Source organism: Leifsonia sp. C5G2 (assembly GCF_013359685.1).
Lineage (GTDB): Bacteria > Actinomycetota > Actinomycetes > Actinomycetales > Microbacteriaceae > Leifsonia.
Genome location: NZ_JABFMV010000004.1, coordinates 224,548 through 244,530, shown reverse-complemented (window position 1 = coordinate 244,530; position 19,983 = coordinate 224,548). Strand labels below are relative to the sequence as shown.

22 protein-coding genes are annotated in these 19,983 nt (G+C 73.1%); 11 read left to right on the top strand and 11 right to left on the bottom strand.

The features are described from left to right. The first annotated feature begins 8 nt into the window (after positions 1-8). From HNO83_RS07745 to HNO83_RS07730, 4 genes are all read left to right on the top strand, one after another. Complete coding sequence (locus tag HNO83_RS07745) at positions 9-182, top strand: CsbD family protein (RefSeq protein WP_175336944.1); 174 nt, start codon at positions 9-11, stop codon at positions 180-182. 176 nt (positions 183-358) lie between these two features. Beyond that, positions 359-982 (top strand): dihydrofolate reductase family protein, encoded by a 624-nt coding sequence (locus HNO83_RS07740; RefSeq protein ID WP_175336943.1) that lies wholly within the window; start codon positions 359-361, stop codon positions 980-982. Positions 983-999: 17 nt separating this feature from the next. After that, positions 1,000-1,323, top strand: coding sequence for a YciI family protein (locus HNO83_RS07735; RefSeq protein ID WP_175336942.1), 324 nt, complete (start codon positions 1,000-1,002; stop codon positions 1,321-1,323). Then, entirely contained in the window at positions 1,320-2,561 is a 1,242-nt protein-coding gene (locus HNO83_RS07730) for an RNA polymerase sigma factor (RefSeq protein ID WP_175336941.1), read from the top strand. Before HNO83_RS07735 ends, HNO83_RS07730 begins: the two co-directional genes overlap by 4 nt. Before the next feature lies 1 nt (position 2,562). On the opposite strand, the gene HNO83_RS07725 is transcribed toward HNO83_RS07730, so the two are convergent. From HNO83_RS07725 to HNO83_RS07700, 6 genes are all read right to left on the bottom strand, one after another. Beyond that, entirely contained in the window at positions 2,563-3,285 is a 723-nt protein-coding gene (locus HNO83_RS07725) for an SDR family NAD(P)-dependent oxidoreductase (protein ID WP_175336940.1), read from the bottom strand. A gap of 163 nt (positions 3,286-3,448) precedes the next feature. Beyond that, on the bottom strand, positions 3,449-3,778 hold the full coding sequence (locus HNO83_RS07720; RefSeq protein WP_175336939.1) for a sigma-70 family RNA polymerase sigma factor family protein: 330 nt from the start codon (positions 3,776-3,778) through the stop codon (positions 3,449-3,451). A 28-nt stretch (positions 3,779-3,806) separates the two neighbouring features. Next, positions 3,807-5,459: a cytochrome bc1 complex cytochrome b subunit gene (qcrB, locus tag HNO83_RS07715; protein ID WP_175336938.1), complete on the bottom strand. Its 1,653-nt coding sequence runs from the start codon at positions 5,457-5,459 to the stop codon at positions 3,807-3,809. Beyond that, a complete protein-coding gene (locus HNO83_RS07710) occupies positions 5,456-6,826 on the bottom strand; it encodes an NAD(P)/FAD-dependent oxidoreductase (RefSeq protein WP_175336937.1) in 1,371 nt (456 codons plus the stop codon). The genes qcrB and HNO83_RS07710 overlap by 4 nt, the downstream gene beginning before the upstream one ends. Before the next feature lie 82 nt (positions 6,827-6,908). After that, positions 6,909-7,802 carry an RNA polymerase sigma-70 factor gene (locus HNO83_RS07705; RefSeq protein ID WP_175336936.1) on the bottom strand — a complete coding sequence of 298 codons (894 nt, stop codon included), beginning with the start codon at positions 7,800-7,802 and terminating at the stop codon, positions 6,909-6,911. Between the two features lie 10 nt (positions 7,803-7,812). Then, positions 7,813-8,574 (bottom strand): SDR family oxidoreductase, encoded by a 762-nt coding sequence (locus HNO83_RS07700; RefSeq protein WP_175336935.1) that lies wholly within the window; start codon positions 8,572-8,574, stop codon positions 7,813-7,815. Positions 8,575-8,724: 150 nt separating this feature from the next. On the opposite strand from HNO83_RS07700, the gene HNO83_RS07695 reads away from it, so the two are divergent. Then, the gene (locus HNO83_RS07695; RefSeq protein ID WP_175336934.1) at positions 8,725-9,120 is read left to right on the top strand and encodes a sigma-70 family RNA polymerase sigma factor family protein; all 396 of its coding nucleotides are present in this window, start codon (positions 8,725-8,727) and stop codon (positions 9,118-9,120) included. An 80-nt stretch (positions 9,121-9,200) separates the two neighbouring features. Next, entirely contained in the window at positions 9,201-9,794 is a 594-nt protein-coding gene (locus tag HNO83_RS07690) for a VanZ family protein (RefSeq protein ID WP_175336933.1), read from the top strand. Positions 9,795-9,801: 7 nt separating this feature from the next. On the opposite strand, the gene HNO83_RS07685 is transcribed toward HNO83_RS07690, so the two are convergent. After that, complete coding sequence (locus HNO83_RS07685; protein ID WP_175336932.1) at positions 9,802-10,242, bottom strand: GNAT family N-acetyltransferase; 441 nt, start codon at positions 10,240-10,242, stop codon at positions 9,802-9,804. 138 nt (positions 10,243-10,380) lie between these two features. Between HNO83_RS07685 and HNO83_RS07680 the strand changes: the two genes are divergently transcribed. Continuing rightward, positions 10,381-10,677 carry a hypothetical protein gene (locus HNO83_RS07680; protein WP_175336931.1) on the top strand — a complete coding sequence of 99 codons (297 nt, stop codon included), beginning with the start codon at positions 10,381-10,383 and terminating at the stop codon, positions 10,675-10,677. Between the two features lie 502 nt (positions 10,678-11,179). Beyond that, positions 11,180-11,407: a hypothetical protein gene (locus HNO83_RS07675; protein WP_175336930.1), complete on the top strand. Its 228-nt coding sequence runs from the start codon at positions 11,180-11,182 to the stop codon at positions 11,405-11,407. Positions 11,408-11,447: 40 nt separating this feature from the next. Here HNO83_RS07675 and HNO83_RS07670 read toward each other — a convergent pair whose 3' ends face one another. Beyond that, a complete protein-coding gene (locus HNO83_RS07670; protein ID WP_175336929.1) occupies positions 11,448-13,367 on the bottom strand; it encodes a heavy metal translocating P-type ATPase in 1,920 nt (639 codons plus the stop codon). After that, the gene (locus HNO83_RS07665; RefSeq protein ID WP_175336928.1) at positions 13,364-14,431 is read right to left on the bottom strand and encodes a zinc-dependent alcohol dehydrogenase; all 1,068 of its coding nucleotides are present in this window, start codon (positions 14,429-14,431) and stop codon (positions 13,364-13,366) included. The genes HNO83_RS07670 and HNO83_RS07665 overlap by 4 nt, the downstream gene beginning before the upstream one ends. A 159-nt stretch (positions 14,432-14,590) precedes the next feature. Between HNO83_RS07665 and HNO83_RS07660 the strand changes: the two genes are divergently transcribed. Genes HNO83_RS07660 through HNO83_RS07655 form a run of 3 tightly spaced genes read left to right on the top strand, consistent with a single transcriptional unit; the run spans position 14,591 to position 16,423 of the window. Beyond that, complete coding sequence (locus HNO83_RS07660; RefSeq protein WP_175336927.1) at positions 14,591-15,016, top strand: hypothetical protein; 426 nt, start codon at positions 14,591-14,593, stop codon at positions 15,014-15,016. Further along, complete coding sequence (locus HNO83_RS20855; RefSeq protein ID WP_502708424.1) at positions 15,013-15,453, top strand: MBL fold metallo-hydrolase; 441 nt, start codon at positions 15,013-15,015, stop codon at positions 15,451-15,453. Before HNO83_RS07660 ends, HNO83_RS20855 begins: the two co-directional genes overlap by 4 nt. A 22-nt stretch (positions 15,454-15,475) precedes the next feature. Then, on the top strand, positions 15,476-16,423 hold the full coding sequence (locus tag HNO83_RS07655; protein ID WP_502708423.1) for an MBL fold metallo-hydrolase RNA specificity domain-containing protein: 948 nt from the start codon (positions 15,476-15,478) through the stop codon (positions 16,421-16,423). Here the strand turns inward: HNO83_RS07655 and mgtA are convergent. Together mgtA and HNO83_RS07645 are read right to left on the bottom strand one after the other, a co-directional pair. Continuing rightward, entirely contained in the window at positions 16,368-19,025 is a 2,658-nt protein-coding gene (gene mgtA, locus HNO83_RS07650) for a magnesium-translocating P-type ATPase (protein WP_349627103.1), read from the bottom strand. The two genes, HNO83_RS07655 and mgtA, sit on opposite strands and share 56 nt — an antisense overlap. Further along, positions 19,022-19,948 carry a universal stress protein gene (locus HNO83_RS07645; RefSeq protein WP_175336926.1) on the bottom strand — a complete coding sequence of 309 codons (927 nt, stop codon included), beginning with the start codon at positions 19,946-19,948 and terminating at the stop codon, positions 19,022-19,024. Before HNO83_RS07645 ends, mgtA begins: the two co-directional genes overlap by 4 nt. Between the last annotated feature and the right edge of the window lie 35 nt (positions 19,949-19,983).

Sequence of the window (19,983 nt, the reverse complement as noted above, 5' to 3'; positions counted from 1 at the left end):
AGACAGCCATGAGCGCTGCCGACAAGATCAAGAACACCGCCCAGGAGCTCAAGGGCAAGGCCGAGGAGGCCATCGGCAAGCTGACCGACGACGACCAGAAGGTCGCGGAGGGCAAGGCGGACCAGGCCGCTGCCAAGACCAAGAACCTGGGTGAGGACGTCAAGGACATCTTCAAGAAGTAGGGAGACATCCCAGGCTCGATTCGTGAGTAATCGTGCCTATCCGCGGCGAGTGGTGACAAAGTGTCGCCACTCGCCGCGGATTTTTTCCGTCGGAGTTGTCGGATCGGCGGGGTCGGGTTCGTAGCAGGGGTGAGAGGACGCCCGGACGCGGCGGCTCACGACGAGAGGAACACGACATGAAGCTCAGGACGGTCACCCAGGTCACGCTGGACGGCGTCATGCAGGGAAACGGCGGAGCCACGGAGGAGGACCGCAGGAGCGGGTTCGACCGCGGCGGCTGGGCGCTGGGGCTGGGCGACGCATCCACGCACGCTCACATCAACGAGACCTACGAACGCGCCGACGCCTTCCTCTTCGGCCGGCACACGTACGACGTGTTCGCCGGCTCCTGGGGTTCGTGGGATGCGGACCAGGTCCGCGGGTGGGAGTCCGTCTGGCGTCCCCTCAACACCCGGCCGAAGTACGTCGCCTCGACCACCCTCACCTCGCCGCAGTGGGAGGGGACGACCGTCCTCTCCGGCGACCTCGCGGCGGCCGTCGCCGACCTGAAGGCGCAGCCGGGCGGCGAGGTGCAGGTGCACGGAAGCGGAGCCCTGGTCCGCTGGCTGCTGGCGAACGGGCTCGTCGACGAGCTCGAGCTGCTGGTCGTGCCGGTCATCCTCGGCCAGGGGACGCGGCTGTTCCCGCAGGACGGCCCGGACATCGCGCTGGAGCTGCTCGACTCGCAGATCGACAGCAAGGGCGTCACCATCCAGGTGTTCCGCCCGAACGGCCGTCCGCAGTACCCGGCGGCACGATGATGCGGGATGATCGACCGATGCAGTATCTGCTGTCCGTCATCCACGACCGGCCCGGCCTCGCCGTCCCCGAGGAGCAGGCCGCGATCGACGTCTTCAACGACCGCCTCCAGGCCGAGGGGTACTGGGTGTTCGCGGGTGGCCTCGGCATGCCCGACACCGCCACCGTGATCGACAACCGCGGCGACGAGCCGCTCGTCACCGACGGCCCGTTCGTCGAGTCGAAGGAGTTCCTCGCCGGTTTCTGGATCATCGAAGCACCTGACCTGGATGTCGCCCTCGCCCTGGCGACCGAGGGCTCCCGCGCCTGCAACCGCAAGGTGGAGGTGCGTCCGTTCCTGTGACGCGGGAGGCGGTCGAGCAGGCGATCACCCGGGCCCACCACGAGGAGTGGGCCAGGGTTGTGGCCTCCCTCGCCCGTCGCTTCGGCGACCTGGACATCGCGGAGGAGTCGGCGGCCGAGGCGTTCGCCGTGGCGGTGGAGCGGTGGCGCATGGACGGCGTCCCGCCCAACCCGGGCGCGTGGCTGACGACCACGGCGAACCGCAAGGCGATCGACCGCCTCCGCCGCGAGAGCAGGCGGGACGACAAACACAGGGAGGCGATGCTCGTGCTCGACGACGAGCCTCCGGAGCCGGTCGGCGCGGTGGAGGACGACCGGCTGCGGCTGGTGTTCACCTGCTGCCACCCGGCGCTCGCGATGCCCGCACGGGTGGCGCTGACGCTGCGTCTGGTCGCCGGCCTGACCGTCGCGGAGATCGCGCGCGCCTTCTTCGTGCAGGAGGCCGCCATGGGTCAGCGGATCACCCGCGCGAAGGGGAAGATCGCGGCAGCGCGCATCCCGTACCGGGTGCCCTCCGCCGACGACCTGCCCGCGCGCCTGTCCGGGGTGCTCGCCGTGCTGTACCTCGTGTTCAACGAGGGCTATCTGGCGAGCGGGCCGGACACGGGCCCGGTGCGGGGCGAGCTGACGGCGGAGGCCATCCGGCTGACGCGTCTGGTGCACGAGCTGCTGCCCGACGACGGTGAGACGACCGGCCTGCTCGCCCTGATGCTGCTCACCGAGGCCCGCAGGCCCGGCCGCGTCTCCTCCGTCGGCGAGCTGGTCGCGCTCGCCGACCAGGACCGCCGCGCCTGGGATGCGGACCTGATCGCCGCGGGTCACGCCCTGGTGCGCGAGCGCCTGGCCGCCGCGAGGGCCGGCGCACGTCCCGGCCGCTACCAGCTGCTCGCCGCGATCGGCGCGGTGCACACCTCGGCGCCGACGATGGCGGACACGGACTGGTCGCAGATCGTGGCCCTGTACGACCGGCTGGCCCGGATCGACCCGTCGCCCGTCGTGCGGCTGAACCGGGCGATCGCGGTCGCCGAGCTCGAGGGCCCGGAAGTCGCTATGGCCGAGGTGGATGCGCTGGCGGCCGACCTCGACGGCTATCACGCGTTCCACGCGACGCGGGCCGACCTGCTGCGCCGGCTCGGCCGGACGACGGCCGCGCGGGAGGCCTACGGCCGCGCCATCGCCCTCGCCGGCAATGCAGCCGAGGCGGCGGCTCTCGCGCGGCGGCGCGACGCGCTCGCCTAGCTCAGAGGCTCAGCCCGGTGTGCTCGCGCAGCGCCGCCACGAGCGCGTCCTGGAACGCCGTGTCGGTCGCAGCGGGATGCGGTCGCTGCTGCCGCTGGTGGTGCCAGTACGCCGACGTGTCGGTCGCGGGATCCTTCCCCTCGGCGAGCCACACCTGGGTGCGATGGCCGAGCTCGAGGTCGTCGGGGGCGTTGCGTCCGCCCATCCGGGTCGGCACCCAGCCGGGGTCGACCGCGTTGCCGAAGACGCCCGGCCGGAGGCGCGGGACGGCGAGGGCGAGGGCCGTCACGAACAGCTTGCTGTCGGAGTAGGACGCGGTGGCCCGGCCTCCGGACCAGTCGAAGCCGTCGACCCGGGCGCGGCCACCGCGGTGCATGCCGCTGCTGAGGTAGACGTGCCGGGCGGCCGGGACCAGCGCGGTGAGCACGTAGGGGGCGACGACGTTCACCGGGAGCACCTCGCGCCCGTCGAGCACGCCCGCGTTGTGGATGACCGCATCCACGCCGCCGAGGGCCCCGACGTGCTCGGCGAGGTCGCGCACCTGTTCGGGATGGGAGAGCTCGGCGGCGAGGACGTCCGCGTCGTCGCCCAGCGCCGCCCACAGCTCGCCGGCGCGGTCGAGGGTCCGCACGTGCCCCATCACCGTGTGCCCGTCCGCGGCGAGCTCCCGCGCCGCCCCCAGCCCGAGCCCGCTCCCGGCTCCCGTCACCAGCACCCTCACCATGCCGCCACGCTACGCCCGGCCGCGACTCGTCACGAATCGCGGCCGTTCGTGACGAATCGACGCCGTTCGTGACGAACAGCGGGGAAGCGGAGGCATGATTGGTGACGAATCGCCGCCGTTCGTCACGAATCGGCGCGATTCGTGACGAGTCGCCGGCCTCGGGTCACCAGTGGCGGAGCTTGTCGGGGTTGGTGACGAGCCAGGCGCGGTCGACGCAGGTGCCGCCGTCGAGGGCGATCACCGCCACCGGCCGGCCCTCGCGGGAGGCGCGCAGGCCGGGGCGGCCGTTGACCGAGCACGGGTCGAGGCGCAGTCCGTCCGGCCCGCCGAGAGTGACCGCGAGGAGCGTCAGCGCCGCCGTGACGCCGTCGGCCGGGCCGTGAGCCCGGCCGGAGACGCCCCCGGAGTCGACGACCACCCGCACGCCGGGCGCGAGCAGGAGACCCACGCGGACCGGGTCGCCCGAGAGGTACGCATCGCGGAACGCGGCCACCAGTGCCGCGAGCGGAGCCGTATCCGCCTCACGCCGCGCCCGCCCGCTCCTGCGCGATCGCCTCATCCGTCCGCCCTCCGCCGACCTGGCCGTCGTGTTCCGTCTGCCGCGCGTCGGGCGGCACCGGCTCCAGCCGGTCTTCGAAGTACGCCCTCGACAGCACCGCCCTCAGCCGTTCCGAGAGCCGCAGCCGGCCGTCCTGGTCGGGCCGGGCGTCGGCGGGATGCGCGGCGACCGGACCGGCGAGCCTGGCCTGCTCGTCCGCATCCACCCGGGCGTGCAGCTCGACGTACTCGCCGCCGGGCAGCCGCACGATCCGGCCCGTCTCGTAGCCGTGCAGCAGGATGTCGCGGTCGCGCTTCTGCAGCGCGAGGCACACCCGGCGGGTCACCCAGAACGCGAGCGGTGGCCCGGCGACGGCGAGCACCTGGTAGGCGGCGACCACCGACTCGACGGCCACGTGGAAGTGCGTGGCGACGAGGTCGGCGCTCGCCGCACCCCAGAGCACACCGTAGAAGAGGAGCCCGGCGACGCCGATTCCGGTCCGGGTCGGCTCGTTCCTCGGCCGGTCGAGCAGGTGGTGGTCGCGGTGGTCGCCCGTGATCCACTCCTCCACGAACGGGTAGGCGGCGACCGCGACCAGGAACAGGCCGATCACGGCGAGGGGGACGAGGACGGCGAGCGTCCAGGTGCGCCCCAGCCACTCCACCTCCCACCCCGGCGGGATGAGCCGGAGCGCGCCGTCGAGGAAGCCGGTGTACCAGTCCGGCTGGCTGCCGGCGGAGGCGTCGCCGGGCGACGACGGGCCGTACAGCCACACCGGGCTGATCGTCACCGTCGCGCCGACGAGCAGGATGGCGGCTGTCACGATGGCGAACAGTCCGCCGGCGCGCGCGGCCAGGTTCGGCAGCACGGGCACGCCGACGATGCGCTCCTCCGTCCGCCCGGGAGCGGCGAACTGCGCCGGCCGGTTCACGTAGGCGCTCCGCCAGCGTGCGGCGAGGAGCAGCACGAGCAGCACCGGCACGATCGCGACGTGGATCGGGTACAGGTTCTCGATGATCCGGCCCGGGAACTCGCCGCCGAACAGCAGCGCCGAAAGCCAGGTCCCGACCACGGGGATGCCGAGGACGATGCCCTCCACGATCCGCAGCCCCGTGCCCGACAGCATGTCGTCGGGGAGGGCGTACCCGCTCCAGCCGCCGAGCAGCGCCGTCAGGCCGAGCCCGAACAGCAGCAGCCACGACAGCCGGCGCGGGCGGCGGAACGCGCCGGTGAAGAAGGTGACCGCCAGCTGCAGGAGCAGTGCGGCGGGCAGCAGCAGCCCCGCCCAGTGGTGCGCCTGCCGGATGAGCAGGCCGCCCGGCACCTCGAACGAGATCGCGAGCGTCGACCGCAGCGCCTTCGACATCTCCGCTCCGGCGAGCGGCAGGTACGGGCCGTCGTAGACGACCCGCGTCCCCGACGGCGTGTACCAGAACATCAGCAGGAACCCGGTGACGAACAGCACGACGACGGAGGCGAGCGCGACGACGCCGAACAGGTTCGTCCAGTGCAGCGGCACGCGTCGCGTCCGCAGCTCGGCGCTCAGGGCCGCCGTGCGCCGGCCGGCCGAGGTGTTCGCGAGCAGGCGCGACGCGCGTGCGGTGAACGAGGGCCGCGGCCTCCGGTCGATGCTCATCGCGCGCTCCCGGCCAGCTCGCGCTCCTCCGCACGCGCGGCCTCGGGCACCGCTCGCGGCGCCTCGCCGCCGTCGAACGCGCGCCGCGGATGCTGCACCGACAGCAGAGACACGATGTCGCGTCCGAAGAGCACGGCGGTCGCCCACACCAGCAGCACCCGCACCTTCCGCTCCCACGTCGGGATGGCGAGCACGTGGTACCCGCGGTGCATCACCCACGCGAGGAACCCCGTGATGACGATGCCCTTCCACTGGAAGATGCCCTTTCCGAGCCCGAGGGTCGCCACCACGCCGAGGCTGTGGTGCACGTACTCCTTCGGTTCGCGCCCCCGCAGCGTCGCCACGATGTTCCTCGCCAGCAGGCGCCCCTGGCGGACGGCGTGCTGCGCGTTCGGCACGGTGACCGCCCCCGCGATCGGCGATGCGAGATCGGGCACCGCTGCGTCGTCGCCGGCCGCCCACGCGTCCGGGACGACCTCCTCCGGCGTCCCCACCCGCAGGTCCGCCCGCACCATCACCGAGCCGCGGGCCGTCACGGGCAGGTCGGTGTTGCGTGCGACGACCGGGTTGGCGCCGTTGCCGGCCGTCCAGACGATCGTGTGCGCGTCGAACTCCTCACCGGTCGACAGCACCAGGTGGCCGCCCTCCGCCGACACCAGCTGGGTGTCGAGGTGGATGTGCGCCCCGCGCTGCTCCAGCGACCGCACCACCCAGCGTCCCGGTCCGTCGGTGACCTCGGGCAGGATGCGGTCGCGCGCCTCGATCAGGTGGAACGACAGGTCGGGGAAGCGCAGCTCGGGATACTGGCGGAGCAGCGCGGTCGCGAGCGACAGCGTCTCGCCGAAGCCCTCGACGCCCGAGAAGCCGCCGCCGACGAACGCGACGGTCAGCAGACGTGTGCGCTCCGGTCCCGGAGGCAGCACGGAGGCCCGGTCGAACGCGTCGAGCAGGCGGTCGCGGATCGCCACCGCCTCCTCCACGTGCTTCATGCCGATCGCGTGCTCCTTCACCCCGGGGATCGGGAACGTGCGCGTCACCGCGCCCGCGGTCACCACGACGATGTCGTAGCCGAGGTCGAACGGCTCGCCGTCCTCCGGGGCGACGGTCACGGTCTTCGAGGCGTGGTCGATACGGGTGACGGACGCGTGGATGAGACGCGCCCGCTTCAGGTGGCTGCGCAGCGCGACGGCGGCGTGCCTCGCCTCGATGGAGCCGGCCGCGACCTCCGGCAGGAACGGCTGGTAGGTCATGTACGGGCGGGGGTCGACGACGACGATCTCGGCCTCGTCCCTCCTGAGCTTCTTCTCCAGGTTCCAGGCCGTGTAGAACCCGGCATAGCCGCCGCCCACCACGAGGATCCGGCGCATCGTGCTGCCTCCTGTCTCACCGAAAGGTGCTCTCACCAGCCAAGACAAGACAGCGGCTCGAAATGTGACAGGCGGGCGGGATTCAGGCGGGGACGGGCAGGCGCTCCAGCTTCTCCGGGTTGAGCACCCACTGCAGCCGGCGGATGCCGCCGTCGGTCACGTCGAGCGCGATGAAGGCCACGACGGCGCCGTCCCGGACGAGCACGGCGGCCGGCGCGCCGTTCGCCTCGACGACGTGCACCGTCCCGTCCCAGAACCGGGTGTGGAACGCGTGCACGTATTTCGCCACGGTCTCCCGGGTGAACACCGGGATGCGGGACGCGCGGGCGAGGCCGCCGCCGTCGGAGTAGCTGACGATGTCGGCCGCGAACAGCTTCTCCAGCTCGGCGATGTCGCCGGACTGCGCGGCCTCGAGGAAGGCGTCGAGCATCCTGCGCTGCTCGGTGTGGCCGACCTCGTGCACGTCGCGCTCCTCCGCGAGGTGCTTGCGGGCCCGGCTGACCAGCTGGCGGGCGGACGCCTCCGACCCCTGCACCACCTCCGCGATCTGCGCGTACGGGTAGTCGAACGCCTCCCGCAGCACGTAGGCGGCGCGTTCCGTCGGCGTCAGCTTCTCCAGCAGCACGAGCACGGCGAACTCGAGCGCCTCCCCGCGCTCCGCACCGAGTGCCGGGTCGGCGCTCGTGTCGACCGGCTCCGGCAGCCACGGACCGACGTAGCTCTCGCGGCGCGCCCGCGCCGACGTCGCGTGGTTGATGGCGAGCCGCGTCGCCGTCGTCGCAAGGAACGCCGCAGGCTCGCGCACCACCGAGCGGTCGGTGCGCTGCCAGCGTTCCCAGGTGTCCTGGACGATGTCTTCGGCGTCGGCCACCGTGCCGAGCATCCGGTACGCGATCCCGAACAGGCGGGGACGCACCGCCGCGAACTCGGTCGCGGCGGTGTCGAGGTCCTCGTGCTCTGGAGCGCGTCCCGGCATCGGCCGAATGCTACCGGTCCTGCTCCAACCAGCGGGAGTACGTCGTGCTCCCGTACTGCTGGTGCGTGACCCGCGGGTCGTTGCCGGGGGTGAGGGAGCGGTCGTCGACCGTTCCGCCGTAGTAGCCGGCCGACGGGTCCGTGCGCACCTCCCGGCTGTCCCCGCGGGCGGCGAACAGGCGCCGGGCGAGGTCGTCGAGGCGCAGCGGCTCCGGACCGGCCACCTCGATGACGTCGTTCAGCGGCTCGGCGACCGCGACCTCCGCGAGGGCGGTCGAGACGTCGGCGGCCGCGATCGGCTGCATGAGCACGTCGGAGAGCACGGCCGCGCCGTCCTGCGTCCCGCCGTCGGCCAGGGCGCCGATGAACTCGAAGAACTGCGTGGCGCGGACGATCGTGAACGGCACGCCGGACTCCCGGACGATGCCCTCCTGCAGCACCTTGGCTCGCATGTACCCGATGTCGGGCATCCGGTCGGCTCCGACGATCGACAGGACGACGTGGTGCCGCACACCGGCCGCCTTCTCCGCGGCGGCCAGGTTGGTGGCCGAGCGCTCGAAGAACTCGCGCACCGCGTCGTCCGCGAAGGACGGCGCGTTCGGCACGTCGACGACCACGTCCGCCCCGCGCAGCGCGTCGGCGAGGCCCTCGCCGGTGACGGCGTCCACCCCGGTCGACGGCGAGGCGGCCAGCACCTCGTGGCCCTCCTGCCGCAGCAGCTCGACGGCCTTCCGGCCGATCAGGCCCGTCCCGCCGATGACGACGATCTTCATGCGATCCTCCGTTCCGCGCGCGGACGATCCACGCGCACACCAGCTCTGACAAGACAGCCCCGCGATCTGTGACAGCACCGGGGATGTCACATCCGGGCCCGCTGCGTGGTCTCATCTGTGTCCGGGTCATCCGGCGACGGAGGGAGCACCATGTCGCTGATCGCGCTGCGCACGCCCACGCACCGGGGCCGCCGGCGGAGGACGGTCGGCGCACTGCGCGCCGCCGCGTCCTCCCGTGACCTCCGGCGGCTGCGGGAGCTCCTCGCGCCCGATGTCGCCGTCGTCGTGGATGCGGGCGAGCCCGACCGCGCGAAGGTCCGGGTCGTCCACGGCCCGGACGACGCCTCGCTGCTCCTCGTGCACGCCCTGTCGGCCCGCGACGGTCAGGAGGTGGCAGAGCGCCCGGTCAACGACCGGCCCGGCCTCGTGGTCAGCCGAGGCGGCCGACCGACGGCGGCGATCGCCGTCGACCTGGCCGATCGGCTGGTCAGCGTCGTGTGGGTGCGGCTCGACCCGGCGCCGCTGCGCAGGGGCATGGCGGTGTAGGGCACGATCCTCCTCCCGCTGTACGCGGTCGCGACTCGCGGCCGATCCGCCAGTGCCCTCCGGATTCCTAGGCTCGGCAGGTGAGCACCGCCATCCCCGTCTCCTCCGCCCGCCGCCGCGACCACCGAGTCCTGATCGGCGGACTGTTCGCCGTCTACCTCGCGCTCCTCGTCTGGGCGGTGCTGTGGAAGCTGGGCGTGCCGTCGCTGCACGGCGGCGACACCCGCGCGGTGAAGCTCGTGCCCTTCGTCGCGGGCGACGGCTACGGCGAGAGCAGCCCGTTCGAGATGGTCGCCAACCTCGCCCTGTTCGTGCCCTTCGGGGTCTACCTGGGGTTGCTCGCACCGGGGTGGGGGTGGTGGCGGATCGGCGCGCTCGCCGCCGTCGTCAGCGTGGGGTTCGAGACCACCCAGTACGTGCTGGCGGTGGGCAGCTCGGACGTCACGGACGTCATCCTGAACACCGCGGGCGCCCTCGTCGGAGTGGCGCTGCTCGCCGCAGCGCGCCGGGCGCTCGGTGCGCGGACCGCCTCCGTGTTCGCGGCGGTGTGCGCCGCAGGCACGGTGCTGGCGCTCGCCGCGAGCGCGGCGTTCGTCGCCGGACCGGTGCGGTACGGCCCGCCTCCGGGCGAGGCGCCGCACCTGCGGCCGTGGCACGGCGCCGAGCAGGGCTGACCGCTCGTCACCCGCCCTGGCCGGACGCGCGCAGCCCGGGCAGCTCCGGGTCGACCAGGTCCGCGTACTCCGGGTTGCGGTCGAGGAAGGCTCGGACGATCGGGCACAGCACGGTGACCGTCAGCCCGCGCGACCGGACGTCGTCGAGGACGCGCCGGATGAGCTCGGTCGCGACGCCCTGTCCGCGGTACTCCGGGAACACGGCGGCGGCCACGAGCACGAGCCGTTTCTCTGAGGGGACCGTGTAGCTCAGGCCGCCCACCACCGTGTCGCCGGAGATCGCCTCGTAGGTCGATTCCGGCTTGTTGTCGGTGACGAAGAACGTGATCGTGGGGGAGTGCTCCTCCGCTCGCACCTCGTCGATCAGGACGACCTGGTCCTCGGTCAGGGTGCCGACGCCGTCGGGGTACCCGGCCTCGTCGGGGTATTCGAAGTCGTTCGTGGCCATCTGCCGGTCTCCTTCGTGTGCCGCAATCCCGGGTGGAAGTGGCCAGAGCCTAGGAGCACGGCGTCCCGGCGGCAAGGGCCGACGGCGAACCGATGGTGGATGCTGGCGTTCCGCCGCCGCGCACGACAGACTGGCCCCATGACGACACCGCACCCCCGCCGGTTCCGGTTCAGCGGCTGGCTGATCGCGGCAGGCGCCTTCGTCGCGGTGCTCGGCGTCACGTGGGGACTCGCCGCAAAGGCCGCGGCCGAGCGCTCGGTGATGAGCTCCACCGCGATGCCGACCCTCCCGGTGCACGTCTATACCCAGTACACCCAGCGCGGCATGGTGCCCGACTATGTGGGGCTGTGGATGGGCCTCGCCCTCGCCGCCGTCGGCGCCGTCGTGCTCCTGGTCGGCGCCGCGACCGCGTTCGCATCGGCACGCACCCCGTAGGCTTCCCAGTTGGAGGCCGCGCCCGTCGCGGATACTGCGACGATCACGCGAGGCGGCTGAGGACTGATGAGTGAGAAGACGTTCGAACGCGGGAACGATCGGCTGAAGAGACTGCAGCAGCTGCCGGGTATGGCCGAGGCGATCGCGGAGGAGAAGGAGCGCTCCGCCGAGGGGACCGCGTCTACGCGATGAGCTTGGCGATGATCCGCGACGCCGGGGAGCTCACGCAGGTCGAGGTCGCCAAGCGGATGGGTGTCGATCAGGGCACCGTATCGACGACCCCGGTCGGGTCGCGGGCCAGAGAAAGGCCCGCGCCGTCGCCCCCGATCGGCGCGGGCTGCCGTCGCTGTGAGGACGGCTCCTGACCGGGCCGGGTCGGCAGCGTCTGCAGCTGCGCTCGGTCAGGTCTCTCGCATATCCACGATCGCCGATGCGCCACGCCGGGAGTAGGGACTTTGGTCACTCCGCGTCGGGCGGGCGGGCGCGGGCCTAGGCTTCCGGCATGGACGATCCCACCCAGGAGCAGCTGGAAGCCTCCGACAAGGTCGAGAAGCGCACGGTCGGCGGCGAGCTGCGCTACTACATCAAGAACATCCGTGAGCACTGGCCCGCGGTCGTCGAGGACGAGCCGGACGCGGCCGGGCACGAGGCGTGGTGGACGCCGGACGGCAAGTTCCACGCCACTCATGCCCAACTCCGTCGGGATGCCATGGTGGGCGGCATCGTCTGACCTGAGGCGTATCCGCGACGCTGCCTCTCCCGGGCAACCTCTATCGCTGCTCCAGCTGATGGTCGAGAGCACTGCGACGGCCGGAGGGACCTCGGTCGCCCGGCGCCGGGCGGGCGGCGCGCAGCGCGGCGAGGATGGTCGCCAGGTCGACGACCTCCTGCAGCAGCGCGCCGACGACGGCCGGGATGACGCCGAAGGCGGCGATGCACATCAGCACCACCGAGGCGGCGATGCCGAGCCAGATGCTCTGCAGCGCGATGGTCACCGTGCGGCGCGAGATCGCGACGGCCTCGACCACCTTGCCGATGTCGTCCACCAGGATCACCACGTCGGCCGACTCGCTGGCGGCGGTGGCGCCCTTCGCGCCCATGGCGATCCCGACGTCCGCGCTGGCCAGCACCGGCGCGTCGTTGACGCCGTCGCCCACCATGGCCACCGGGCGCTCGGCGATCGAGGCGACCCGGGCCACCTTGTCCGCCGGGAGGCACTCGGCAAGGTAGTCGTCGATGCCGAGCTCCGCGGCCACTCCGGCGGCGGTCTCCTGGGCGTCACCGGTAAGGAGCTCGACGTGCGGGATGCCCAGAGCGGCGAGCCCGTGCAGCATGTCGCGGGCGTTCTCCCGGGGCGGGTCGCGCTCGATCAGCGCGCCGGCGTAGACGCCGTCGACGGCGACGTAGACCGCAAGCTCCCCGGGAGCGATGGGCTCCCGCCGAGCGTCCGGCGCGAGCGAGCGGACGAAGGACAGCTTGCCGACGGCCACGGTCCGCTCGCCGATGCGGGCGAGGACGCCGTCGGTCGCGCGCTCGTCGGCCGAGACCGCCGGAAGCAGCGGCAGCGAGCGCTCGGCCGCGGCGCGCATGACCGAGGCTGCGAGGACGTGCGACGAGTACTGCTCCGCGCTGGCTGCGAGGGCGAGCAGCTCGTCGGCCTCGAAACCGCCCGCGGCCCGCACCTCCATCAGGATGGGCCGGCCACCGGTCAGCGTGCCGGTCTTGTCGAAGACCACGGTCCGTGCCCGCGCCAGTCGCTCGAAGACGCCGCCGTTGCGGACGATGATCCCGGACTTCGCCGACCGGCTCATCCCGCCGATGAAGGCGACGGGGGCGGCGATGATCAGCGGGCACGGCGACGCGAGCACGAGCACCTCGGCGAATCGCACCGGGTCGCCGCTCACGAACCAGGCGAGTCCGCCCAGCAGCAGCGAGAAGACCGTGAACGGCACGGCGAAGCGGTCGGCGATCCGGACGACGCGCGCCTTCGTCTTCGATGCCTGCGCCACCAGGGCGACGATCTGCTGGTACTGGCTGTCGGCGGCGACCTGCGTCGCGCGGATCCGCACGGCAGCCGTGCCGTTCACGCTCCCGCTCAGGACCTCGTCGCCCTCCTGCTTCTCCGCAGGCAGGCTCTCGCCGGTGATCGAGGACACGTCGAACGCCGCGTGCTCGGCGAGGAGGACCGCATCGACCGGGACGACCTCGGCCGGCCGGACGAGCAGGATGTCGCCGACGTGCACCTCGTCGATGGGCACGTCCTCGACCGCCGTCGAACCGTCGAAGACGTAGCGGTGCGCGGTGCGCGGGTCGCGCCGGAGCAGCGCGTCCAGCTCCCGCCGCGCCCGCCGGTTGGCGTAGTCCTCGAGGGCCTCCCCTCCGGCCAGCATGAGCACGACGATGATCGCGGCGGCGAGCTCGCCGACCACGACGGTCGCCACGATCGCCACGACCGCGAGCAGGTCGACCCCGAGGCCGCCGCCGCGAAGGGTGCGGATCATGCGGACCGTGTAGCCGGCCGCCACCAGCAGGGCGAAGCCTCCCGCGAGCCATGCGGCGACGGTCGCCGCGCCGGCCAGGGCGAGCACGGCCGAGACGACCCCGACGACGATCGTCAGCGCCACCAGCCAGTACCGGGCGAGCAGACCGGCCGCGGGCGACCGGCCTGTCGGCGGCGGCGCGGTCGTCATCCGGCGGACGACCCGGCCGCGGTCTCCGACTCCGACTCGACAGGCAGCCCGGCGTCGTAGGTGAACACCAGCCGGGCGGGCACTTCGCCTGCGAGGACCTCGCCGACGGCGTCGTTGACGTCGGAGAGGTCGCGCGGCTCGGCGACCACCCTCGTGCGTCCGGCGGCGTGCAGCGCGAACACCTCCGCGAGGTCCTGCCGGGTGCCGACGATGGAGCCGATGACGGAGATGCCCTTCAGCACCGTGTCGAAGACGGGGATGGTCAGCGTGCCCTCCGCGGGCAGGGAGACGAGCACGAGCCGTCCGCCACGGTTCAGCGAGCGGAACGCCTGGTCGAAGACTGCGGGTGCGACCGCGAGCACGATCGCGACATCCGCCCCGCCGAGGTGGTGGATGGCCTCCACCGGGTCGACCTCGGCCGCGTTGACGGCGTGGTCGGCGCCGAGCTCTACGGCGAGCTCTAGCTTCTCCTCCGTGATGTCGACGGCGACGACCTGCGCGCCGACCAGACGGGCGTACTGCACGGCCAGGTGGCCGAGGCCGCCGATGCCGAAGACGGCGACGCGTTCGCCCGGCACGACGTGCGCGTTCTTGACCGCTGCGTACGTGGTGACGCCCGCGCAGGTGAGCGGGGCGGCGTCCAATGGGCTCACTCCGTCGGGGACGGGCGAGGCGAAGCGCGCGTCCGCGAGCGTGTACTCGGCGTAGCCGCCGTCGACGGAGTAGCCCGTGTTGTGCTGGCGCTCGCAAAGGTTCTCGCGGCCGTCGATGCAGTAGCGGCACTCGCCGCAGGCATAGCCGAGCCAGGGGAGGGCGACGCGCTGGCCGACCTTGCGGGTGGTGACGCCGTCGCCGAGGCGCTCGACGATGCCGACGCCCTCGTGCCCCGGGACGAACGGGAGGCCGGGCTTGACCGGCCAGTCGCCGTCGATCGCGTGGATGTCGGTGTGGCACAGTCCGCACGCCTCCAGGCGCACCAGGACCTGGCCGGGACCCGGCGAGGGGATGGGTCGGTTCTCGAGGGTGAGCGGCTGACGGTACTGGCTCACGACGGCTGCGCGCATGGGCGGCTCCTTTCGGTATGACGCCAGTCTCCGGGCGGCGCGGGCCGTGCGGTGGGGCCGAAGGTCCCGCCGCGGAAGCGCCATGCGCCGCGGGCCTTTCGGCCCTGCGGTCCGGCGCTCCCGGCCAGGCATCCTGGGCGCGAGAGTTCGGAGAACGCCATGACACGCTGGATACGCATCACGCTCACCGTCCTGACCGGAGCCGTCGGCCTGACCGCCGTCGCGGGCGGCCTCGCCCTCCTCGTCGCCGCGCTCACCTCGACGAACGGCGGCGGCGTCGCACCGGACCGCTCCTACCTCGGCGGGAGCCCGTTCACCTCCTACATCGTTCCCGGGCTGGTGCTGGCCGTCATTGTCGGCGGCACGCACATCCTGGCATCGGTGCTCACCGGGCGCGGGTCGCCGGCCGGCCCGTTCGCTGCCGCGGTCGCCGGGTTCGGCCTGCTGATCTGGATCTTCGTGCAGATGATGTTCATCCCGTTCAGCCCGCTCCAGGCCATCTACTTCGTCGCCGGCCTCGCCGAGCTCGGCCTGGTGCTGCTGGGGCTCGGCCTCTTCCGCCGCCGCGCGGTGGCCGCCTCGTGAGCACGACCCTCCGGTTCCTCGGCGCGACCGACACCGTGACCGGGTCGCGCTATCTGGTGGAGACGGACACCACGCGCATCCTCGTCGACTGCGGCCTGTTCCAGGGGTACAAGCAGCTCCGCGAGCGCAACTGGCGGCCGTTCCCGGTCGACCCCGCCTCCCTCGACGCTGTCGTCGTCAGCCATGCGCACCTCGACCACACCGGGTACCTTCCGGCGCTCGTCCGCGACGGCTTCCGTGGGCGCGTCCACGCGACGACCGCGACCGCGGAGCTGAGCGGGCTCGTGCTCCCGGACAGCGGCAGGCTGCTGGAGGAGCAGGCGGAGTTCCGCGACCGCCACCACACCTCGCGGCACTCGCCGCCGCTCCCGCTCTACACCGAGCAGGACGCGCTGGCCGCGCTGGAGCGATTCGCCCCCCACCCCCTTCGGCCATGACCTGAGCCTGGGGGATGCGACCGTGCGGTTCGTGCCGGCAGGCCACATCCTCGGCGCCGCGCAGGTGCTGGTCCGCACCGGCGACGGCCGCATCCACTTCACCGGCGACCTCGGCCGGGTCGACGACCCGCTCATGCGGCCGCCCGTGGCGCTGGAGGAGACCGACGTGCTGGTCTCCGAGTCCACCTACGGCGACCGGCGGCACCCGCAGGTGGATGCCGCGGAGGCGCTCGGCGGCATCGTCACCGATGTCTGCCGGCACGGCGGCGTCGTGCTGCTGCCCGCCTTCGCCGTCGGGCGTGCGGAGACGCTGCTGCTCCACCTGAGCAGGCTGCGGGCGCGCGACCGCATCCCCGACGTCCCGATCTTCCTGAACAGCCCGATGGCCGTCGACGCGTCCGAGATCTACGCGCGGCACCCGGAGGAGCACCGGCTCTCGGCCGTGGAGTTCGCCGCGATGTACCGGCTGGCGACGCTGGTGCGGTCGGTGGACGAGTCGAAGCTGCTCAACCTGCGCGGCGGCCCGGCCGTCATCATCTCCGCGAGCGGCATGCTCGAGGGCGGCCGCATCCTGCACCACATCGACGCGTACGGCGGCGACCCGCGCAACGCGATCGTGCTGACCGGCTTCCAGGCCGGCGGCACGCGGGGAGCGGCGCTCCAGCGCGGGGAGCGGGTGCTGCGCATCCACGGCAAGGACGTCCCGATCCGGGCGCAGGTGCACACCCTCGAGATGCTCTCGGCGCACGCCGACGCGGCTCAGCTGGTCGACTGGATGGGGACCGCGCCCACCACGCCGCGCTCGGTCTACCTGACCCACGGCGAGCCCGAGGCGGCCGATCAGCTGCGGCTGCGCATCCGCCGCTCGCTCGGCTGGAGCGCCCGCGTGCCGGAGTTCGGCGAGACGGTGACCGTCACCGGGGCAGCGGAGCAGGCCGGGTCCGGGCGGATCTCGGCGACCGCGCCGTGAACCGGGAGGCGCGGCGCGCGACCCGGTGGCCGTACGCGCGCCGCCGCACCGGCGCCGACGGCGGACGCACCAGCCGGGCGTAGTACCAGACCTTCGCCGCCTCGACGAGGAGCAGGTACGCCAGCACCATGCCGACCAGCGCCAGCAGGAACGGCGCGGGGAGCGGCGTGAACCCGAGCACGCCGGACAGCGGCGAGTACGGCAGCCAGGTGCCGATGGCGACGACGGCGAGCACCGCGACCGTCAGCGGCAGGGAGGCGCGGCTGCGCAGGAATGGCACCCGCCTCGTCCGGACCGCGAACACGATCAGCGTCTGGGTCGCGATCGACTCGATGAACCAGCCCGAGCGGAACTCGGGCGGCGCCCCCTGCAGGGCGAAGAGCATCAGCCCGAAGGTCGCGAAGTCGAACACCGAGCTGATCGGGCCGAACAGCAGCATGAAGCGGCGGATCGCGCCGATGTCCCAGTGCGCGGGCGCGCGCAGCTGCTCCGCATCGACGTGGTCGGTCGGGATCGCCAGCTGGCTGGAGTCGTACAGCAGATTGTTCAGCAGGATCTGCCCGGGCAGCATCGGCAGGAACGGCAGCACGATGGAGGCGACCGAGGCGCTGAACATGTTGCCGAAGTTGCTGGAGGTGCCCATCAGCACGTACTTGATCGTGTTGGCGAAGATGCGCCGCCCCTCGGTCACCCCGTCGGCGAGCACGCCGAGGTCCTTCTCCAGCAGCAGCACGTCGGCGGCGTCCTTCGCGACGTCGACGGCGGAGTCGACCGAGATCCCGATGTCGGCGCCGTGCAGGGCGAGCGCGTCGTTGACGCCGTCGCCGAGGAAGCCGACCGCGCGGCCCTTCCTGCGCAGCACCCGGATGATGCGGGCCTTCTGCTCCGGCGAGACGCGGGCGAAGATCGATGCGGCGCGCGCCGCCTCCGCCAGCTCGAGGTCCCCGAGCGCGTCGACCGCGTCGCCGAGAAGCGTGCCGCCGTTCTGCCGGCCGAGCTGCGCCCAGAGCCGCTCGGCGACGACCGCGCCGTCGCCGGTGGCGATCTTCACGTCCACCCCGAGCCCGGCCAGACGGTCGAGCGACTCGCGTGCACCCGGCTTGACGGCATCCGTGAAGGCGAGGAACCCGCGCAGCACCAGCCCCCGCTCCGCGTCCGGGCCGAGGGAGAAGGTGCCCGGCGCCGGGCGGGAGGCGACGGCCACCACGCGCGCGCCCTCGTCGTAGAGGTGCGCCAGAGTCGCGGAGGCGTCGTCGGACGTCCCGTCGCAGAGTGGGAGGACCGACTCGGGCGCACCCTTCACGACGACGATGGGGTCGGAGCCCGCGGCCTGCGCGAGGGCGGTGCAGCGGCGGCGCTCGTGATCGAACGGTTCCACGGCGAGACGGCGGTAGGCGGCGAGCGGGGCGGTCGACGCCCCCGGCGCCTGCCAGAGCGCCTCGTCCAGCGGGTTCAGCCCGACCTGTCCGGGTGCGGCCGGGTCGGTGTCCGTCGCGAGCAGGCCGAAGAGGAGCACATCGTCTGCAGGCTCGGCGCCCGCCGGCACGGCGCGGTCGAACGCGATCCGGCCCGTGGTCAGCGTCCCCGTCTTGTCCGTGACCAGGAGGTCGAGGTCGCCGAGGTCCTCGATGCACACCATCCGCTTCACCAGGACGCGGCGGCGGGCGAGGGCGCGCGACCCGGCGGCCAGGCTCGTGCTCACGACCGCCGGGAGCAGCTGCGGCGTGATCCCGACGGCGATGGCGAGGGAGAACAGCAACGACTCGATCAGCGGCCGCCCGAGCAGGATCGCCGCGGCGAAGATGACCGAGGTCAGGATGAGCGCGACCACCAGCAGGAACACGGAGAACCGGGCGAGGCCGCGCTGGAACTCCGTCTGCGGCTCGGTCTCGGCCAGCCCGACGGCGATGCGGCCGAACTCCGTGTCGCCCGCGGTCGCGACGACCACCCCGAGGCCGCCGCCGGCATGCACCACGGTCCCCATCAGCGCGCAGCAGGTCAGGTCGCCGATGCCCGCTGCGGGCACCGCGGCCGTGGACTTGGTCACGGCGGCGGCCTCGCCGGTCACGATGCTCTCGTCGCACGCCAGCCCGGAGACCTGGACGAGCCGCAGGTCGGCCGGGACGACCGTGCCCACCGAGAGCGCGACGATGTCGCCCGGCACCAGCTCGGTCACATCCACCTGTCGTCGCTCGCCGCCGCGGACGACGACCGCCGTGTGCCGCAGCCGGTCGTGCAGCGCGTCGGCGGCCCGCTCGGCCCGGAACTCGTTCACGAAGCCGAGCCCGACGCTCACCAGCAGGATCACCGCGATGATCGTCGCCTCCACGCCCTCGCCGACGAACGACGACACGACCGCCGTGGCGAACAGCAGGATCAGGATGGGGCTCCGCACCTGCCGCAGCAGCACGAGCCCCGGGCGCGCCCGGTGGCCGCGGACGGCGTTCGGGCCGACCTGCGCCAGCCGCTTCGCCGCCTCCTCGTCCGAGAGCCCCGCGGCCGACGAGCCGAGGGAAGCGAGCACCTCCGCGACCTCCCGGGCGGCCGCGTCGCGGACACGGCCGACCTCGGCGGCCGGTGCCGCGGACCGGGCCTCGATCACCGTCCGGCCGTGCGGTCGCGCCGCTGAGCGCGGTTCCGCACCACGGCCACCGGGGTCAGGGCGTTCAGCAGCACGTCGTGGCCGACCGATCCCAGCATCACCCGCTGCACCCCCCGGCGGTCGTGCGTGCCGATGACCAGCAGCCGCGACCCCTCCGCCTCCGCCACCATGCCTCGCGCGGGGGAGGTCTCGACCGTCTCGGCGAACACGGTCAGCCCCGGGTGCTCCACCCGCATCCGCTCCGCGGTGTCCTCCGCGATGCGCTCGCGCCGGTCGCCGAGCGAGACCTCCGGCACGAGCCCCGCCAGCAGCGGGTTGGCGATGTACCCGGCGCACACGACGGTCAGCGGCTCGCCGAGGGCCGCCGCCTCGTCGGCGGCGAACTCCACGGCAGGCTCGGCTCCCGGCTCGCCGTCCACGCCGACGACGACCCCCTCGCCGCCGTCCACCCAGCCGTGCGGGACGGCGACGACCGTGCACCCGGCCACTGCGGCGACCCGGGCGGCGATCGAGCTGGCGAACGCGTGCCGCCGCTCGGCGTCGGACGGCGTCCCGAGAACCAGCAGGTCCGCGTCCGCCGATGCGGCGACGAGTTCGTGGCCGACGTGGCCGAACATCGTCCTGGTCGTCACCTCGATGTCGGGCGCGACCGTCTGCACGCTCCCGGAGGCGTTCGCCTGCGCGCGGCGGTCCAGTACGCTGCGCGCGTGGTGCACCGCGATCCCCTGCTCCGCCTCCAGCAGGGTCTTCGAGGCGAGCTCGAGCAGCCGGGTCGGCCGGGAGCCGCTGTCGCTCCAGGAGCGCTCGATCACGTGGACCAGTTCCAGCCGGGCGCCCTCTCGCGCGGCGCGTTCCGCTGCCCAGTCCAGGGCGGCGCGGTGGTCGGGCTCGCCGTCCACGGCGACCATGATGGTGTCGGTCATAGCCACAGCCTCGCCCGTCCGCGCGGCGGGCGTAG

What these genes read in the sequence shown, in the direction of transcription:
- HNO83_RS07685 (WP_175336932.1), bottom strand. Translation starts at nt 10,242, where the DNA reads ATGGCCACGAACGACTTCGAATACCCCGACGAGGCCGGGTACCCCGAC.
- HNO83_RS07700 (WP_175336935.1), bottom strand. Translation starts at nt 8,574, where the DNA reads ATGAAGATCGTCGTCATCGGCGGGACGGGCCTGATCGGCCGGAAGGCC.
- HNO83_RS07740 (WP_175336943.1), top strand. Translation starts at nt 359, where the DNA reads ATGAAGCTCAGGACGGTCACCCAGGTCACGCTGGACGGCGTCATGCAG.
- HNO83_RS07735 (WP_175336942.1), top strand. Translation starts at nt 1,000, where the DNA reads ATGCAGTATCTGCTGTCCGTCATCCACGACCGGCCCGGCCTCGCCGTC.
- HNO83_RS07710 (WP_175336937.1), bottom strand. Translation starts at nt 6,826, where the DNA reads ATGCGCCGGATCCTCGTGGTGGGCGGCGGCTATGCCGGGTTCTACACG.
- HNO83_RS07665 (WP_175336928.1), bottom strand. Translation starts at nt 14,431, where the DNA reads ATGCGCGCAGCCGTCGTGAGCCAGTACCGTCAGCCGCTCACCCTCGAG.
- HNO83_RS07695 (WP_175336934.1), top strand. Translation starts at nt 8,725, where the DNA reads ATGTCGCTGATCGCGCTGCGCACGCCCACGCACCGGGGCCGCCGGCGG.
- HNO83_RS07675 (WP_175336930.1), top strand. Translation starts at nt 11,180, where the DNA reads ATGGACGATCCCACCCAGGAGCAGCTGGAAGCCTCCGACAAGGTCGAG.
- HNO83_RS07680 (WP_175336931.1), top strand. Translation starts at nt 10,381, where the DNA reads ATGACGACACCGCACCCCCGCCGGTTCCGGTTCAGCGGCTGGCTGATC.
- HNO83_RS07705 (WP_175336936.1), bottom strand. Translation starts at nt 7,802, where the DNA reads ATGCCGGGACGCGCTCCAGAGCACGAGGACCTCGACACCGCCGCGACC.
- HNO83_RS07670 (WP_175336929.1), bottom strand. Translation starts at nt 13,367, where the DNA reads ATGACGACCGCGCCGCCGCCGACAGGCCGGTCGCCCGCGGCCGGTCTG.
- HNO83_RS07645 (WP_175336926.1), bottom strand. Translation starts at nt 19,948, where the DNA reads ATGACCGACACCATCATGGTCGCCGTGGACGGCGAGCCCGACCACCGC.
- qcrB (WP_175336938.1), bottom strand. Translation starts at nt 5,459, where the DNA reads ATGAGCATCGACCGGAGGCCGCGGCCCTCGTTCACCGCACGCGCGTCG.
- HNO83_RS07725 (WP_175336940.1), bottom strand. Translation starts at nt 3,285, where the DNA reads ATGGTGAGGGTGCTGGTGACGGGAGCCGGGAGCGGGCTCGGGCTGGGG.
- HNO83_RS07660 (WP_175336927.1), top strand. Translation starts at nt 14,591, where the DNA reads ATGACACGCTGGATACGCATCACGCTCACCGTCCTGACCGGAGCCGTC.
- HNO83_RS07745 (WP_175336944.1), top strand. Translation starts at nt 9, where the DNA reads ATGAGCGCTGCCGACAAGATCAAGAACACCGCCCAGGAGCTCAAGGGC.